This window comes from Micromonospora sp. NBC_00421, assembly GCF_036017915.1.
Classification (GTDB): domain Bacteria; phylum Actinomycetota; class Actinomycetes; order Mycobacteriales; family Micromonosporaceae; genus Micromonospora.
This window is the reverse complement of the sequence record NZ_CP107929.1, coordinates 2,662,572-2,677,673: the sequence shown is the minus strand read 5'-3', so window position 1 is coordinate 2,677,673 and position 15,102 is coordinate 2,662,572. Positions and strand designations below refer to the sequence as shown.

Annotated in this window: 12 protein-coding genes; 5 read left to right on the top strand and 7 right to left on the bottom strand. The window is 72.5% G+C overall.

Features of this window, described 5'->3' with window-relative positions:
• Positions 1–147 precede the first annotated feature (147 nt).
• From OHQ87_RS11650 to OHQ87_RS11635, 4 genes are all read left to right on the top strand, one after another.
• A complete protein-coding gene (locus OHQ87_RS11650) occupies positions 148–1,392 on the top strand; it encodes a glycosyltransferase (RefSeq protein WP_328347722.1) in 1,245 nt (414 codons plus the stop codon).
• Positions 1,389–2,462 carry a sulfotransferase family protein gene (locus OHQ87_RS11645; RefSeq protein WP_328347720.1) on the top strand — a complete coding sequence of 358 codons (1,074 nt, stop codon included), beginning with the start codon at positions 1,389–1,391 and terminating at the stop codon, positions 2,460–2,462. The genes OHQ87_RS11650 and OHQ87_RS11645 overlap by 4 nt, the downstream gene beginning before the upstream one ends.
• Positions 2,463–2,465: 3 nt before the next feature.
• Complete coding sequence (locus OHQ87_RS11640; RefSeq protein WP_328347718.1) at positions 2,466–3,377, top strand: sulfotransferase family protein; 912 nt, start codon at positions 2,466–2,468, stop codon at positions 3,375–3,377.
• Positions 3,378–3,517: 140 nt separating this feature from the next.
• Complete coding sequence (locus tag OHQ87_RS11635) at positions 3,518–5,413, top strand: CocE/NonD family hydrolase (RefSeq protein WP_328347716.1); 1,896 nt, start codon at positions 3,518–3,520, stop codon at positions 5,411–5,413.
• Between the two features lie 188 nt (positions 5,414–5,601).
• Here the strand turns inward: OHQ87_RS11635 and OHQ87_RS11630 are convergent, their stop codons facing one another.
• From OHQ87_RS11630 to OHQ87_RS11615, 4 genes are all read right to left on the bottom strand, one after another.
• On the bottom strand, positions 5,602–7,698 hold the full coding sequence (locus OHQ87_RS11630) for a cellulose binding domain-containing protein (RefSeq protein ID WP_328347714.1): 2,097 nt from the start codon (positions 7,696–7,698) through the stop codon (positions 5,602–5,604).
• Between the two features lie 280 nt (positions 7,699–7,978).
• Positions 7,979–8,677, bottom strand: a complete 699-nt coding sequence (locus OHQ87_RS11625) for an SDR family NAD(P)-dependent oxidoreductase (protein WP_328347712.1) — start codon at positions 8,675–8,677, stop codon at positions 7,979–7,981.
• Positions 8,678–8,854: 177 nt separating this feature from the next.
• The gene (locus tag OHQ87_RS11620; protein WP_328347710.1) at positions 8,855–9,937 is read right to left on the bottom strand and encodes a hypothetical protein; all 1,083 of its coding nucleotides are present in this window, start codon (positions 9,935–9,937) and stop codon (positions 8,855–8,857) included.
• 465 nt (positions 9,938–10,402) lie between these two features.
• Positions 10,403–11,824 carry an extracellular catalytic domain type 1 short-chain-length polyhydroxyalkanoate depolymerase gene (locus tag OHQ87_RS11615; protein WP_328347708.1) on the bottom strand — a complete coding sequence of 474 codons (1,422 nt, stop codon included), beginning with the start codon at positions 11,822–11,824 and terminating at the stop codon, positions 10,403–10,405.
• A 206-nt stretch (positions 11,825–12,030) separates the two neighbouring features.
• Between OHQ87_RS11615 and OHQ87_RS11610 the strand changes: the two genes are divergently transcribed.
• The gene (locus OHQ87_RS11610; protein WP_328347706.1) at positions 12,031–13,032 is read left to right on the top strand and encodes a LacI family DNA-binding transcriptional regulator; all 1,002 of its coding nucleotides are present in this window, start codon (positions 12,031–12,033) and stop codon (positions 13,030–13,032) included.
• Positions 13,033–13,202: 170 nt separating this feature from the next.
• Here OHQ87_RS11610 and OHQ87_RS11605 read toward each other — a convergent pair whose 3' ends face one another.
• From OHQ87_RS11605 to OHQ87_RS11595, 3 genes are read right to left on the bottom strand one after another with little or no spacing between them, the layout of a single operon-like run.
• The gene (locus tag OHQ87_RS11605) at positions 13,203–13,568 is read right to left on the bottom strand and encodes a DUF4260 family protein (protein ID WP_328347704.1); all 366 of its coding nucleotides are present in this window, start codon (positions 13,566–13,568) and stop codon (positions 13,203–13,205) included.
• Entirely contained in the window at positions 13,565–14,134 is a 570-nt protein-coding gene (locus tag OHQ87_RS11600; RefSeq protein ID WP_328347702.1) for a TetR/AcrR family transcriptional regulator, read from the bottom strand. Before OHQ87_RS11600 ends, OHQ87_RS11605 begins: the two co-directional genes overlap by 4 nt.
• Positions 14,127–14,963, bottom strand: a complete 837-nt coding sequence (locus OHQ87_RS11595; protein WP_328347700.1) for an alpha/beta fold hydrolase — start codon at positions 14,961–14,963, stop codon at positions 14,127–14,129. The genes OHQ87_RS11600 and OHQ87_RS11595 overlap by 8 nt, the downstream gene beginning before the upstream one ends.
• Between the last annotated feature and the right edge of the window lie 139 nt (positions 14,964–15,102).

The window sequence follows — 15,102 nt, the reverse complement described above, 5'->3', positions numbered from 1 at the left end:
GGCCGTAAGGCTTACTTGGGGATCATGAGCTGGACTCACGACGCGGGTGTTGCTTACGGTGGGGCCCCTGGTCAACGCTGCTGTCCGGGGCGAACACCCCACCCCTGGACCCCGACGGACCGCAGCAGCCACCCCCGGAGCAGGCCGATGCGTGTCCTCCATGTCAACAAGTTCCTCTACCGGCGCGGCGGTGCCGAGGGCTACCTGCTCGACGTCGCCGAGCTGCAACGGGGCGACGGCGACGAGGTGGCCTTCTTCGGCATGACCCACCCGGACAACGACGCACCGACCCCGTACGCCCGGCACTTCCCGTCCCGGGTGGAGCTGGACCCGGCGCCGCGCGGTGCGGGCGCGCGGGCGGCGGTCGCGGCCCGGATGATCTGGTCGCCGGCCAGCCGGCGGGGCCTGGCCCGGGTGCTCGACGATTTCCGGCCCGACGTGGTCCACCTGCACAACATCTACCACCAGCTCTCCCCGTCGGTGCTGGCCGCGGTGCGGGCCGCCCGGGTGCCGGCGGTGATGACCCTGCACGACTACAAGCTGGCCTGCCCGAGCTACCAGATGCTCGACCAGGGGACGGTCTGCGACGCCTGCGTGACAGGCGGCCCGCTGCGGGCGGTCCGTCGCCGCTGCAAGGACGGGTCGCTGGGGGCCAGCTCGCTGCTCGCCGTGGAGTCCTGGCTGCACCGCTCCACCCGGGCGTACGGGCCGGTGCAGGCGTTCGTCAGCCCCAGCCGGTTCCTCGCCGACGTGATGCGTCGGGCCGGTGTCTTCCCCGACCGGCTGCACGTGGTGTCCCACTTCGTCGACGTCGCCGCGACGGCGGTGAAGCCGGCACCCGGCGGACCGGTGGTCTTCGCCGGCCGACTGGCCCCGGAGAAGGGCGTCGACGTGCTGATCGAGGCACTCACCCGGCTGCCCGACGACGTCGTGCTGGAGGTGGCCGGGGACGGCCCGGCCCGGGACGGGCTTACCGAACTGGCCCAGCGGCGGGCCCCCGGCCGGGTCCGGTTCCACGGCCGGCTGGACAAGGCCCGGCTGCACGAACTGGTCCGGTCCGCGACGGTGGTGGCGGTCCCGTCGCGGTGGAACGAGAACCAGCCGATGGCGGTGCTGGAGACGTACGGCTGCGGGGTGCCGGTGGTCGCCTCCGACCTGGGTGGTCTGCCCGAGCTGGTCACCCCCGGGGTGGACGGCGAGGTGGTGCCCGCCGACGACCCCGCCGCGCTGGCCGCCGGGCTGGGGCGCGTGCTGGCCGACCCGGCACGGGCGTACCGGATGGGGCTGGCCGGGCGGGCGCGGGTGGAGCGGGACTTCTCCCCGCAGGCGCACCTGGCCCGGTTGCGGGAGGTCTACTCGACCGCCGCGCGTGCCGTCCGGGAGCCGGTGTGAACCCGCCGGTGCGGGTGCTCTACCTGGCCGGCAGCGGACGAAGCGGCAGCACCCTGGTCACCACAGTGCTCGGCCAGTACGACGGGGTCTTCGCCGCCGGTGAGCTGCGCTACCTGTGGCAGCGCGGCGAGCTGGACAACCGGCCCTGCGGGTGCGGTCGGCCGCTGCGGGACTGCCCGCTGTGGCGCGAGGTGCGCCGGGAACTGCCGACCGACCGGGCCGCCGCGATCGCCGCCGGGCTGCGCGGCAGGCTCCGGATGCGCGGCCTGCCCGCGCTGCTGCGTCGCCACCGGCGCGGTGTACGGCCGGTCCCCGCGCACCCCGACGACGCGGCGCTGGCCGCCCTGTACGCCGCCGTGGCCCGGCACACCGGGGCGCGGGTGGTGGTCGACTCGTCGAAGCTGCCCCCGTACGGTGCGCTGCTCGGCGCGCTGCCCGGCATCGACCTGCGGGTGCTGCACCTGGTCCGCGACCCCCGGGCCACCGCCTTCTCCTGGCGTCGCCGCCGGGGCCTCGACGGCGACACCGACCCGGAGCTGATGAGCCGACCGCCGGTGTGGAAGGCGGCCCTGCTCTGGTTGGTCTGGAACACCGTGACCGTCCGCCTGTGGGGTGGCGGTGCCCCGACGGGCTACCTGCGGGTGCGCTACGAGGACCTGACCGCCGACCCGGAGGCGACGCTGCGCCGGATCGTCGCGTTCGCCGGGGTCGACGCCGACGGCGGCCCGTTCACCGGCCCGGCGACGGTGCGGTTGGCCCCGACGCACTCGGTGGCCGGCAACCCGTCCCGGCACCGGACCGGCCCGGTGCCGATCACCGCCGACGTGCAGTGGCGACGCGACCTGTCCCGCTGGTCGTATGCGCTGGTGACCGCGCTGACCGCGCCGGGCCTGCGCCGGTTCGGCTACCCGTGGGGTCGGGGCGGGCCGGTGTCGACGGGAGTCGGTCGGTCGACGGACGCCGGGCGGTCGACGGCGACCGGTCAATCGACGGACGCCGGTCAATCGACGCAGGTCGGGCGGCCGACGCAGGCCGGGCACGCGACGGTGGCCGGGCGAGAGGAGGGCTGAGGGATGTTGGCGGTGGTGGTGGGCACCGGGCGGTGCGGTTCGACCCTGGTGCAGGAGTTGCTGTCCCGGCATCCCGGGGTGGGGTTCGTCTCCGGCGTCGACGACAAGCTGTCCCGGCTCAACCTCGCCGGTCGGCTCAACGGGCCGCTGTACCGGCGGTCGGCGCCCCGCCCGGCCGGGATGACCTCGCTGCGGCACAGCCGCCGGCTGCTGGAGAAGGGCCGGTTGCGGGTAGCCCCGTCGGAGGCGTACGACCTGCTGGATCGGCACGTGCTTGCCGGTTTCTCCCGCCCGTGCCGGGACCTGACCGCCGAGGACCTCACCCCCTACCTGCGGCGGCGGCTGCGGGCCTTCTTCGACGCCCGGATCGAACGGCAGGGCTGCCGGCTGCTGCTGCACCACGTGACCGGCTGGCCGCGCACCGGCTTCCTGCGGGCCGGCTATCCCGGTCTGCGGGTGGTCAACGTGCTCCGCGACGGGCGGGCGGTGACCAACTCCTGGCTCCAGATGGGCTGGTGGGACGGCTGGCGTGGGCCGGAGAACTGGTTCCTCGGGCCGTTGCCGACCGACCTGCGCCAGGAGTGGGAGGAGTACGACAGGTCGTTCCCGGTGCTCGCCGCCCTGGGCTGGAAGATGCTGATGGACCGGTTCGCCGAGGCACGCGCCGCACACCCCGAGGGGCAGTGGCTCGACGTGCGCTACGAGGACCTGCTCGCCGACCCGCGTGCCGAGGTGGCCCGGATGCTCGACTTCCTCGACCTGGACTGGTCACCGGCGTTCGACAAGGGGTTCGGTCGGCACCGGTTCCACGCCGGGCGACGGGCCGCGTACCAGGACGAGTTGGGCGTGGACCAGCTCGCCGCGGTGGAACGGGTGCTGGACAAGCCGTTGCGGCAGTGGGGCTACCGGGACTGACCGGCGGGTCACCACCGGCGGCCCGTCGTCGCGGGCGGGGTGCCGGACCCGGCGGGGGCGAAGTTCCTACAGGTGCAGATGGTGGTGGCGGTCGGTCGGCCCATAACGTGCGCAGTCTCGCCGAGATTCAAGGAGACTGCATGGTTGCGATGGGAACGCCCCTGCGCGCCGGGGTGGCCGTACTGTCCGCGATGGTGCTCGCCGCCCTGGGCGCGGCACCACCGGCGGGGGCGGCGGCGGACGTACCGACGATCGTGGTCCAGGACGGGGTGACCCAGCCGGTGTTCGGCTACGCCGACGCCATCCGGGAGCGTCTGTTCATCGACTCCACCTTCGACAGCGACAACGACGGTCTGCGGGACATCATCGCGTTCGACCTGATGCGGCCGGCGGCCACCGCGAACGGGCTCAAGGTCCCGGTCATCATGGACGCCAGCCCGTACTACTCGACCGTCTGCCGGGGCAACGAGTCCGAGTGCAAGGCCGACCTGGACGGTGACGGCCTGCTCGACAGGTGGCCGCTGTTCTACGACAACTACTTCGTGCCGCGCGGCTACGCGGTGATCCTGCTGGACATGGTGGGCACCAACAACTCCACCGGCTGCCCCACCACCAACGCCAACCAGGACAATCTCAGCGCCAAGCAGGCGATCAACTGGCTCAACGGCCGGGCCACCGCCCGCAACGCCGCCGGCCAGGTGGTCACCGCCGACTGGCACAACGGCAAATCGGGCATGATCGGCAAGTCGTACGACGGGTCGCTGGCCATGGCGACGGCGGTGACCGGCGTCAAGGGCCTGACCACCGTGGTGCCGATCAGCGGCCCCACCGAGTACTACGACTACGTGCGCAGCAACGGGGTGGTCACCCGGGGCAACAGCTACGTGGCGTCGCTTGCCAACACGGTCACCAACCCGGAGCGGCGGGAGTACTGCAAGCCGGTGCGGGACGCGATGGCCGCCGCCGACGGCGACGAGACCGGCGACTACACCGCCTTCTGGAACGAGCGCAGCTACGTCAAGAAGGTCCCCAACATGACCGCCAGCGTGCTGCTCTACCACGGTCTCAACGACGACAACGTCCGCGCGGACCACTTCAGCAAGTTCTGGTACGCCCTGGCGGAGAACAACGTCCAGCGCAAGCTGTGGCTCTCCCAGGAGGGGCACGTCGACCCGTTCGACTCGCGGCGCGCGGTCTGGGTGTCCACCCTGCACCGGTGGTTCGACTTCTGGCTGCACGGGGTCGCCAACGGCATCATGGACGAACCCCGGGTCGACCTGGAGCGGGCCGCCGACGTGTGGGAGACCCACGCCGACTGGCCGATCCCCGGCAAGGCCGACACCGAGGTGTTCCTCCAGCCCGGCAGCACCGGGGCCGGCGGCCTGAAGCTGGTGCCGACCGCCAAGCCGGCGACCGGCGCGTTCCAGGACAGCCGTACCCAGAGCCAGAACACCATGATCCTCAACCCGGACACGGTGCAGCCGAACCGGCTGGCGTTCCTGTCCGCGCCGCTGACCGCGCCGCTGCACATCTCGGGCACGCCGACGGTGCAGCTGCGGGCCTCGGCCGACCAGACCGACACCAACTTCGGGGCGATCCTGGTCGACTACGGCACCGACGAGCGGGTGGCGCACCGGGCCTCCGGCGAGGGCATCATCACCCTGACCACCGAGGACTGCTGGGGGTTGAGCAGTCCGACCGACGACGGCTGCTACAAGCAGACCGCCAAGCGGGTCGCCACCGCCGACTACGAGCTGGTCACCAAGGGCATCATGGACGCCCAGAACCGGCAGTCGATCCGTACCGCCGTGCCGCTGGTGGTGGGGGAGTCGTACAACTTCACCTTCCCGCTGCTGCCGGAGGACTACGTGTTCAAGCCGGGCCACCGGATCGGCGTGATCATCGTGGCCAGCTACCCGCAGTACTCCAGCCAGGCGGACACCACCGCCGCGAACATCCAGGTCGCCCTGAAGAGCAGCAAGATCGTTCTTCCGGTGGTCGGCGGCACGTCCGCCGCGCACGCGGCCGGTTTCTGACCGGTCCCGGGCCCGCCCGGCTGATCGAAAGGTGTGGCCGGGACGTTTCCCCGGGGGAGCGGGAGCGATGGCACGACCCGGGGTGGCCGCCGACGCAGCAGCGCCGCGTCGGCGGCCACCGTCGTACGGGGCCACGGGCCGGTCGCCGGCCGGGCGGTCAGCCCGACCGGTGACCGGCCCGCCTCCGGTCACCCGACGGTGCAGGGGGTGCCGTTGAGGACGAAGCCGGTGGGCGGCACGTTCGGGCCGCTGTAGGCGCCGACGAAACCGGCCGTGGTGCTGCCCCCGGCGGCGATCCGCCGGTTGTCGTCGGTGCTGGCGACCGTCACCGTGCGCCCGGTCTGCGTCCAGGTGGCGCTCCAGCCGCTGCTCACCTTCTGCCAGTCGGTGGGCCACTTCCAGGTCAACGTCCAGCCGTCGACGGGGTTCGCCCCGTTGTTGACGATCTCGACGTTGCCGACCCAGCCGTTGCCCCAGTCGCTGGCGGTGCTGAGCCGGACGGTGCAGCTGCTCTCGGCCGGGCCGGCGGTGGTGAAGGTCACCGGCGGCGACGACCAGGAGACCTTCCCGGCGGTGTCCCGGGTCAGCACGTTGAGGGTGTACCGGGTGCCGGGGACGAGGTTGTCGACGGTGAACGAGGTGCCGGCCGTCTCGCCGAGCTGCTCACTGACCGTGCCGTTCTGCCGGTACACCTCGTACTTGGCGATCGGGGCGCCCTTCGGCGGGGCCGGCGACCAGGAGATCGTCGCCGCCCGGTCGGTCACCCCGCTGACGGTGGGCTGCCCCGGCGGGGCCGGGTGCGCGGTGACCGGCGACGACGGCCGCAGCACCAGCGTGGTCAGCGAGTACGCCGGCAGCGTCCGGCTGCCCGCGCTGCCGGACTGCCCGGTGACCACGCCGGACGCCCCGTTGGTGAGCGAGTACGTCGTCGGCGCGGCATCCGACGGGGTGAACCCGGCATAGTCGATGGTGACCTGACGGGCGTTGTCCGGGTCCTTGTTGACCAGCAGCAGCGCGAGATCCCCGTCGACCCGCCGGACGGCGTGCGCGGTGACCAGCGGCTGGTCGGTGGCGGCCCGGACGAACTGGTCACCCGGCCGGGCGAACAGGTTCAGCATGGACAACCCGTGGTACGGGGCGAACGGGGTGTTCAGCGGCGGCTCGCAGACCGAGTTGTCGGCGGTGCACCCGCCGCTGGACAGCAGCCCGAAGTCGCCGTAGTCGGTCTGCCCGGCCACCTGCGACACGGTGCCGATGCCGTTGTGCACGTTCCACCACTGGACGGTGAAGACGCCGTTCTCCAGCAGGTCGCTGTAGGCGTCGGCGAGGAACAGCGCGCCGGGCTGGGTGTTCTGGCCGGTGCCGACGTTCAGCTCGGTGAAGCTGATGCCGATCCGGGCGGCGTTCGGGCCGGCGTACCGGGCGAGCTGGTCGCGCAGCAGGTGGGCCGCCTCGTCGATGTGGGCGGTACGGGCCAGCGACTCGGCCGCGCTGCCACCCGGGTACCAGTGCACGTCCACGAAGTCGATCTTCGGGCCGGCGATCGAGAGCACGGTCCGGTTCCACGGACCCGGATCACTGCCGGCGGTGATTCCGTCCGGCCAGTTCCCCGGCATGGTCAGCACCGCGCCGACCTTGACCGTCGGGTCGACCGCCTTCATCGCGTCGGCGTACTCGACGACCAGCCGGGCGTACTGGCCGGCGCTCTTGTCGGGGTGGTCGTCGGCCTCCCAGGCCGAACCGTAGAGGCCGTTGCCGTAGTTCTCGTTGCCGACCGTCCACCACTTCGCGCCGTACCCCTTGGTGACGTTGGCGTAGCGCACCCAGTCGGCGGCCTCGGCGGGGGTGCCGGTGCCGTAGTTCGCGATGATCATCGGCTGCGCGCCGACCCGCCGGGCGGCGGCCATGAAGGTGTCGAAGTCGGTGTTCGGCGCGACGTACCCGCCGGGCGCGGTGTGGTCGCGCCAGTGGTAGATGTCGGCGTACGAGCCGCCCGGGTAGCGCATCATCCGCACACCGGCGGCCTTGAGCAGGTCGGACGTCTCGGCGGTGCCGAGCTGGGAGTCCCAGATGGCATGGTTGACACCCAGCGCGGTGTCCGGCACGGTGGCCAGCCCGGCGTTGACGTTGACCGTCACGGCCACCGGATCCGACGCCGCGTCGGCGGGCGACGGACCGGTCACGGCGAGCCCACCGGTGGCGAGCAGCAGGCTCACGGTGAGCGCCGTCCAGCGCCCCCGGACGCGCCGCGCCGGGCGCGACGGTGGGGCGGAATCTCTGTTCATGCGGGTTCCTTCGTGGGTCACCACAGTGCACCGCCCGGCCGGTCGGGGTAGCGGCGCACCACGAGGGGGCGTCGAGACGGCGGGCGGGACTGATGGACGGACTACTGACGTCGTTCCGTCGCACTTGTCGCCGTCCCCCGGAAACCACCGGCCCCGGTTGCCCTTGGACGACTGTCCGCCCCGCGCGCGCGGCAAGTCATCGACGCATCAGAATCCCACGACGATCGTGGCGAATTCAAGCCGGTCCACGGACGGCCCCGCCCCGCCGTGCCGGTACGGCTCAACGCCGGGCGGCCACCGTCGCCGCGAACCCGGCCGCCCGCGCCAGCACGGCCATCCGCCGTGGCCGGGAGACGACCGTCGGCCCGGTACGCAGGCAGTCGCGCACCACGTCGGCGGCCCGCTCCACGCTCAGCAGCATGGGCTTCACCGGCGACTTGGCCATCTTGGTGTCGACGAACCCGAACCGGACGACTGTCACCCGCACCCCGTGGGGGCGGAGCGCACCCCGCAGTCCGACCAGGTACGACGTCAACCCCGCCTTGGCGGCGGCGTAGCCGGGGGCCTGGGTCGACGGTCCGGCGTCGGCGAGGCTGGACAGGCCCACCAGGTGACCACCACCCCCGGCCACCATCGCCGGCACGACGACCTCCACGGTGCGCGCCGCACCGATCAGGTTGACCTCCAGCGCCCTGGTCTGCGCCGCCAGGTCAGCGACGTCGAAGAACTCACCGACCCCCGCCGCGTAGACGCACACGTCGACCCCGCCGAGCAGGTCGACCGCCCCGGCCAGCACCGCGCGGTAGGCGTCGCCGGTGACGTCGGCGACGTGGTGGGCGTACCCGGGGGCGGCCAGGGCGCTTTCGCTGCGGGACAGCCCGGTGACGGTCCAGCCGGCCGCCACCAGTTGCCGGGTGAGCGCCAGCCCGACACCGTCGCTGTTGCCCACCACGATCGCCCGTCGCCCCTGCGCACCCATGTCGGGACTCTAGAGCACCCCGACCGCCGGCCCGGGACGCGGGCGGAACGGCTCCGGCCGGTGTGCCGCCGGCCGGGGAACGGGGTGAACCGCCTGGCCCGCGCCCGCGACGCCGCCCCACCCATCGGGTCGACGGTGGGCAAGGCGGCGTCGGCGACACCGTCGGTTCGGCTACCGCTAGGGCTGGCCCTGGTGGACCTCGTCGTCGGCACCCCGGACGAAGAGCCGCACCAGGCCGCCGTAGACGCTCCCCGCCGGAGCGGAGATCGCGCCGCCGGGGCCGTCGACCGTGCTCCAGCCCGACCACGCGCCGGAGTCCTGGAGGTACCAGGTGGTGCGCAGGTCGTCGCCGCCGGTGCGGACGAAGACGTGCAGCCCGCCACCGTAGACCAGGGCGGCCGGCGCGGACGCCGCGCGTGCGGTGCCGGGCACGTCGCTCCACCCCGACCATGCGCCGGTGGACAGCGAGTACCGGTTGGTGCGTACGTTGCCGTTCGTGCCCCGGACGAAGACGTGCAGGTCACCGCCGTAGATGGCGGCGGACGGGGCCGAGTTGGCGCCGGTCGGGCCGGCGAGGGTGGCCCAGCCGGACCAGGCGGCGGTGTCCAGCGAGTACCGGTTGGTCCGGACCTTGCCGTTCGCGCCCCGGACGAACAGGTGCAGTTGGCCGCCGTAGACGGTGGCGGACGGGGCCGACGACGCGGACGTGGCACCGGGGACCGTGCTCCAGCCGGACCAGGCGCCGGTGTCCAGGGCGTACCGGTTGGTGCGGACCTTCTGGTCGGCCTGCACGAACAGGTGCAGTTCCCCGCCGTAGACGGCGGCCGCCGGCGCCGATGTCGCCATGGCGTCACCGGGGACGGCGGCCCAGCCGGACCAGGAGTCGGTGTTCGTGTCGTACCGGTCGACCCGCACCTGCCCGTCGGGGCCCTGCACGAAGACGTGCAGCTCACCACCGTAGGTGGCGGTGGCCGGCGCGGACCGGGCCTGCGCCGTGCCCGGCACCGGCGTCCAGCCCGCCGCGCGTACGGCATCGGCTGCCACGGTCTTCCCCGCAGTGGGGTCCTGCATGACGGCGTTGCCCCGGAGACCGCCTGCCGAGCTGGCGTTCGCGGTGGGGTTCGCCGGTCTTCCGGCTGCCGTGTTGCCGCTTCCCGGGACGGCGGCTGCGGGGGTGGCGATCAGCGTGACCGCGCCCAGGCCGAGGGCGAGCGCCGGCAGCCGCCGCTTCACCAGTTTCAACGATCGACTCAGACGCATAGACGCTCCCTTGTGGACGGATGGCGGTGATGACGGCTCGGTCAGCTGTGGCTGGTCCGCAGGGCTCGACACCCGCCTGTCCCCGGGCGGCCGACGACGCTGCCCAGCAACCTCGACAAACCCCCGTCACCGCCACCCTATCGACCCACCCCCACCCCCCACATCCACCAACCACCCCACCCCACCCCCCCCCCCACCCGGCCCCCCGCCACCCGCCCTGACCGCGGTGATCAAGAGGTTTAGGCCACCACGTTCGGCTCTGGTGACCCAAACCTCTTGATCACCCGGGATGGCCACTCCTGCGGAGCGGTGATCAAGAGGTATGGGTCGGGCCTGCCCGGGATCGGTGACGTAAAGCTCTTGATCACCAGGGATGGGTGGGGAGGGGTGGGTGGGGGAGGGGTGGGTGGGGTGCGGGGGTGGGTGGGGGTGCGGGCACCGGGGGTGCCGGTGGCCGCACGGGGGTCAGGCGACGGAGCAGGGGGAGCCGTTGAGGGTGAAGGAGGAGGGTTTGTCGGTGTTGCCGGTGTGGTTGGCCTGGAAGCCGATGCTGACCGAGCCGCCTGGCGCGATCGTGCCGTTGTAGGAGACGTTGCGGGCGGTGACCGCGCCGCTGGTCGGCGAGTAGGTCGCGTTCCAGCCGCTGGTGATGGTCTGCCCGGCCGGCAGGGTGAACGCCAGGGTCCAACCGTTGACCCCGGTGTCTCTGAGGGTGGTGATCGTGATCGCGGTGGTCAGGCCGGTGTTCCACGCGTTGACGGTGTACTCGATCCGACACTCGGCTCCCGGACCGGGCGTGGTGGGCGTGGGCGGGAACGGGGTCGGCGGCGTGGTGGTCGGCACCGGCGGGGTGGTGGGCGGCGGCGTGGTCGGGGGCCCGGTGGTGGGTGGCGTGGTGGTGGGTGGCGGGGTGGTCGGGGGCGTGGTGGTCGGGGGCGTGGTGGTCGGGGGCGGGGTGGTGGTGGGCGGGGCGTCGAGGCCGAAGAACCGGATCGCCTGCGCGGCGTCGACCGGCAGGTTGTGCGTGACGCCCTGCATGCTGATCGCCTCAACCGGTGCCGTGCCGTTGCTGCCGCCGTACCGGGTGCGGGTGTAGCCGGCCTGCGGGGTGTCGGTGAAGGTAGGCGTCTGGCTCAGCCCGTGGACGTTGGTCCACTGCTTGACCTCTTCGCCGAAGTTCGGGTAGCGCAGGGTCTCGTCGTTGGTGCCGTGCCACAACTGCATCCGGGGCCGTTTGCCGGTATATCCGGGGTAGGCGTTACGGACCAGGTCGCCCCACTGCTGCGCGGTCTTGGTGACCTGCCCGTTGGCGCACTGACTGTTCCACTCCGAGCCGTCGGTGGTGGCGAAGCAGCCGAACGGCACCCCGGCGAAGGCCGCACCCGCCGCGAACACGTCGGGATAGTCGCCGAGCAGCACGTTGGTCATCATCGCCCCGGAAGAGGTGCCGGTGGCGAAGATCCGGTTCGGGTCGACGGGGTACCGCGCCCGGACGTAGTCGACCATCGACTTGATGCCCACCGGATCGCTGCCCCCGTCGCGGCGCAGCGCCTGCGGGGAGGAGACGTCGAAGCACTTGCTGCTGCGGGTCACCGACGGGTAGATGACGATGTAACCGTACCGGTCGGCCAGGGCCGCGTACTGGGTGCCGGAATAGAAGGCCGGGCCGCTGCCGGTGCAGTAGTGCACGGCCACCAGCAGACCCGGTCGGGCCGCCACGGTGTTCGGCACGTACAGGTACATCTGGAGATTGCTGGGGTTGGCGCCGAAGTTCGTCACCTGGGTCAGCGTCGCCGCCGAGGCCGGGGTGGGGGCGGCGATCGCCGCCAGTACGGTGAGCGCGGCGGCGACCAGGGCGGTGCCGAGGAGTTTGATCCTGGATCTCATGGGACAGGTTCCTCCGGAGGATCGCGGGAATGCGGCTGCTCCGATCGAGGCTGCCCGGCGCTCGATCGTGTCCGGCTCAGGAACATCCATGAGTATCGTTAGCCTGTCGTCGGCTTGGCAAGGCGGGCCGCCCCACCGGAAGTTCCGGTCGCCGACCGGCCCGGACACCGGCGACCGGCGGGACCGCGCCGGTGGATAATGGCCGCATGCGTGGTCCTGCGATGACGGACGTCGCCCGCCTGGCGGGAGTCTCCCACCAGACGGTTTCCCGGGTGCTCAACGACCATCCGAACGTCCGGGAACAGACCCGGGTCCGGGTCCGTGCGGCGATCGCCGAGCTGGGCTACCGACCGAACCGGGCGGCACGGGCGCTGGTCACCGGCCGCTCCCAGCTCATCGGGGTGGTGGCCCAGAACAGCACCCTGTACGGGCCGGCGTCACTGCTGGCGGCCCTGGAGCAGGCCGCCGCGTCGGCCGGCTTCGCGGTCAGCGTCGGCAGCGTCAGCACCCTCGACCGGCGGTCCATCTCCGCCGCCGTGGAGCGGCACCTCGACCACCGGGTCGCCGGCATCGTGGTGATCGCCCCGGTGGCCTCGGCCGACGAGGCGCTCGACCACCTGCCGCACGGCGTGCCGCTGGTCACCGTCGACGGCGATCCGGCCCGGGAGGCGGCGTTGGTCACAGTCGACCAGGCAGCGGGGGCCGGACTGGCCACCCGGCACCTGTTGGACGCCGGGCACCGTACCGTCTGGCACGTCTCCGGCCCGGCGGACTGGTTCGACAGCGCCGGGCGGGTCGAGGGTTGGCGGGCGGCGCTGCGGGCGGCCGGGGCGGAGGTGCCGCCGGTGCTGTCGGCCGACTGGAGCGCGGCGTCAGGATACCGCTGTGGGCAGATGCTGGCCCGGATGCCGGAGGTGACGGCGGTCTTCGCGGCGAACGACCATCTCGCGCTGGGGGTGTTGCGGGCGTTGAGCGAGCGCGGGCGTCGGGTGCCGGAGGAGATCAGCGTGGTCGGCTTCGACGACGTGCCGGAGGCGGCGTACTTCATCCCCCCGTTGACCACCGTGCGGCCGGACTTCGACGCGGTGGCCCGCGTCGGGCTGGCGATGCTGCTGCGGCAGATCGAGGCCGGCCCGGGCGTGGTCGAACGGCACACCATCGCCCCCACCCTGGTCCACCGGGCCAGCGTCGCCCCCCCACCCCCCTGACCCCCCATCCTCCCCTGCCCCCTCACCCTCCCCTGCCCCTCACCCTCCCGCGGTGATCAAGAGGTTTGCGTCACCTTGAAGATCAATCCTGACGCAAACCTCTTGATCACCGGGGCGGTGGTCCGGGGCGGTGGTGGGGGGTGGGGGCGGTGGTGGGGGGTGGGTGGGGGTTAGTGCAGGGGTCTGGGGCCGTAGCCGACTGCCCGGTCCACTCCGACGTGGAAGAGCCAGCAACCTGCCACGAGCGCGAGCAGCGGCCATCCGGTCCCGCCGAGAGCCAGGGCGATGCCGTGGACGGCGAGCAGCGCGCAGGGGGCGACGTAGTTGTGTGCCAGGTTGTAGGTGATCGCCCCGACGCGGTTGTCGATCAGGTAGCCGAGCATCGGGAGGTCGAAGACGAGGAACAGGGCGAGCAGCCACCACCAGGCGAAGCCCGTCAGCACGATGAGGGCGACGGCCGCCGCGGCGACGACGGCGCCCTCGGCCCGGTAGAGGACCGGCACCGGGGTGGCCGGTGGCGGGGTGCGGGCGGTCATGAGCGCGGCCAGGTCTCGAGGGCGGTCACCACGCTGTCGATCGTCCTGTCGTAGCTGCGCTCGAGGTCGGCGGTGAGCTTGAAGGCACCGGCGGTCTCCAGGCTGACGAAGCCGTGGATGACGGAGCGCAGGAACCGCGTGGCGTCGATCGCGTCGTCGCCGACGAGACGGTAACCGGCCAGGACGGTGTAGATCACGTCGAGCCCGCTCCCGCTCGCGAGCTGGTCCTCGGTGTCGTCGGGCTCGGGCGCGCGGATGGTCATCGGGTACTGCATCGGATTCTCCCGCGCCCACGCCCGGTAGGCGGCGGCCAGGCTGCGGACCGCGTCGGCACGGGCGCGGCCGATGCACGCCTGGGCGAGCGCCGCGGAGAGGTTGCCCTTCGCGCGGAGCATCATGCCGCGGCGGAGCCCGGGAAGGCCGTCGACGTGCTTGTAGAGGGACGGGACGCGTACGCCGAGGCTCTCGGCGAGCGCGGCGAGGGTGAGCTCGTCGGTGGGGTGGGCTTCGAGCAGTTGGGCGCCACGCTCGACGACGACGGCGGTGGTGAGGCCGGCCCTAGGCACCCGCGTGCACCCGCCCGAGGAAGGCGAGCACGGCCGGGGTGGTGAGCTCGGGTCGCTGGGAGTGCGGGTAGTGGCCGGCGTCGGGCACCATGACGACCTCGCCACGCAGGGTCTCGCCGATCCACGCCGCCTCGGCCGCCGGGTCCTTGAAGTCGGGGTCACGGTCGCCCATGACGACGAGCACCGGCGTGTCCACCTCGGCGAGTCGTACCTCGGCGACATCGTGGTCGGTCTGTCGTGCGGTGCGCGAGAAGGCCTTGCCGTACGCGGGCTGGCGGAGCTTGCCTATGACGGCCGCGCGGTATTCGGCGAAGTCGGCGGGTTTGGTGCCGGCGTAGAGGGAGGGCAGGTAGGCCTTCCAGACGGTGGCCACCCAGAGCGGCGACGTCATCGCGTGGAACAGGCTCCGCATGCCCGGGGGCATCTTCGGGTTGCGCACGAACGGGCCGACCAGCACGAGACCGGAGACCTGCTCGGGGTGGTCGGCCGCGACGATGACGCCCGCACCCGCCGCGAGGGAGTTGCCGACGACTGTCGCCGGCCGGCCGAGCTCGTCGATCAGGGCGCTGATGTCGGCGGCCGTCTCGCGGTCACCGTAGGAGGTGAATGTGGTGTCGCTGTCACCGTGACCACGCAGGTCGGTGGTGGCCACGGTGTAGCCGGCGGCGACCAGGGCCGGGGTGAGGAAGCGGTACGAGGTGCGCAGTTCCGCCATTCCGGGCACGAGGATCACGAGCGGGCCGCTGCCCTGCAGGTCGTACGCGATGCGACCTTCCGCGCGGTGCAGGAAGCGGGTCGCCGGCTGGAGGGCGTTCCGGGATTCGGTCATGAAGCTAGCGTAGCTAGGCAAAAAGCTAACTGCAATAGCTTTGGTGTACGGATAGCAGTTCCCGGCCCGGGTGAGGGGCGGGCGTCGGGGGCGGGCGTCGTCGAGCGGGTTACCCGCTGTCGACCTCCCCACACTCGGC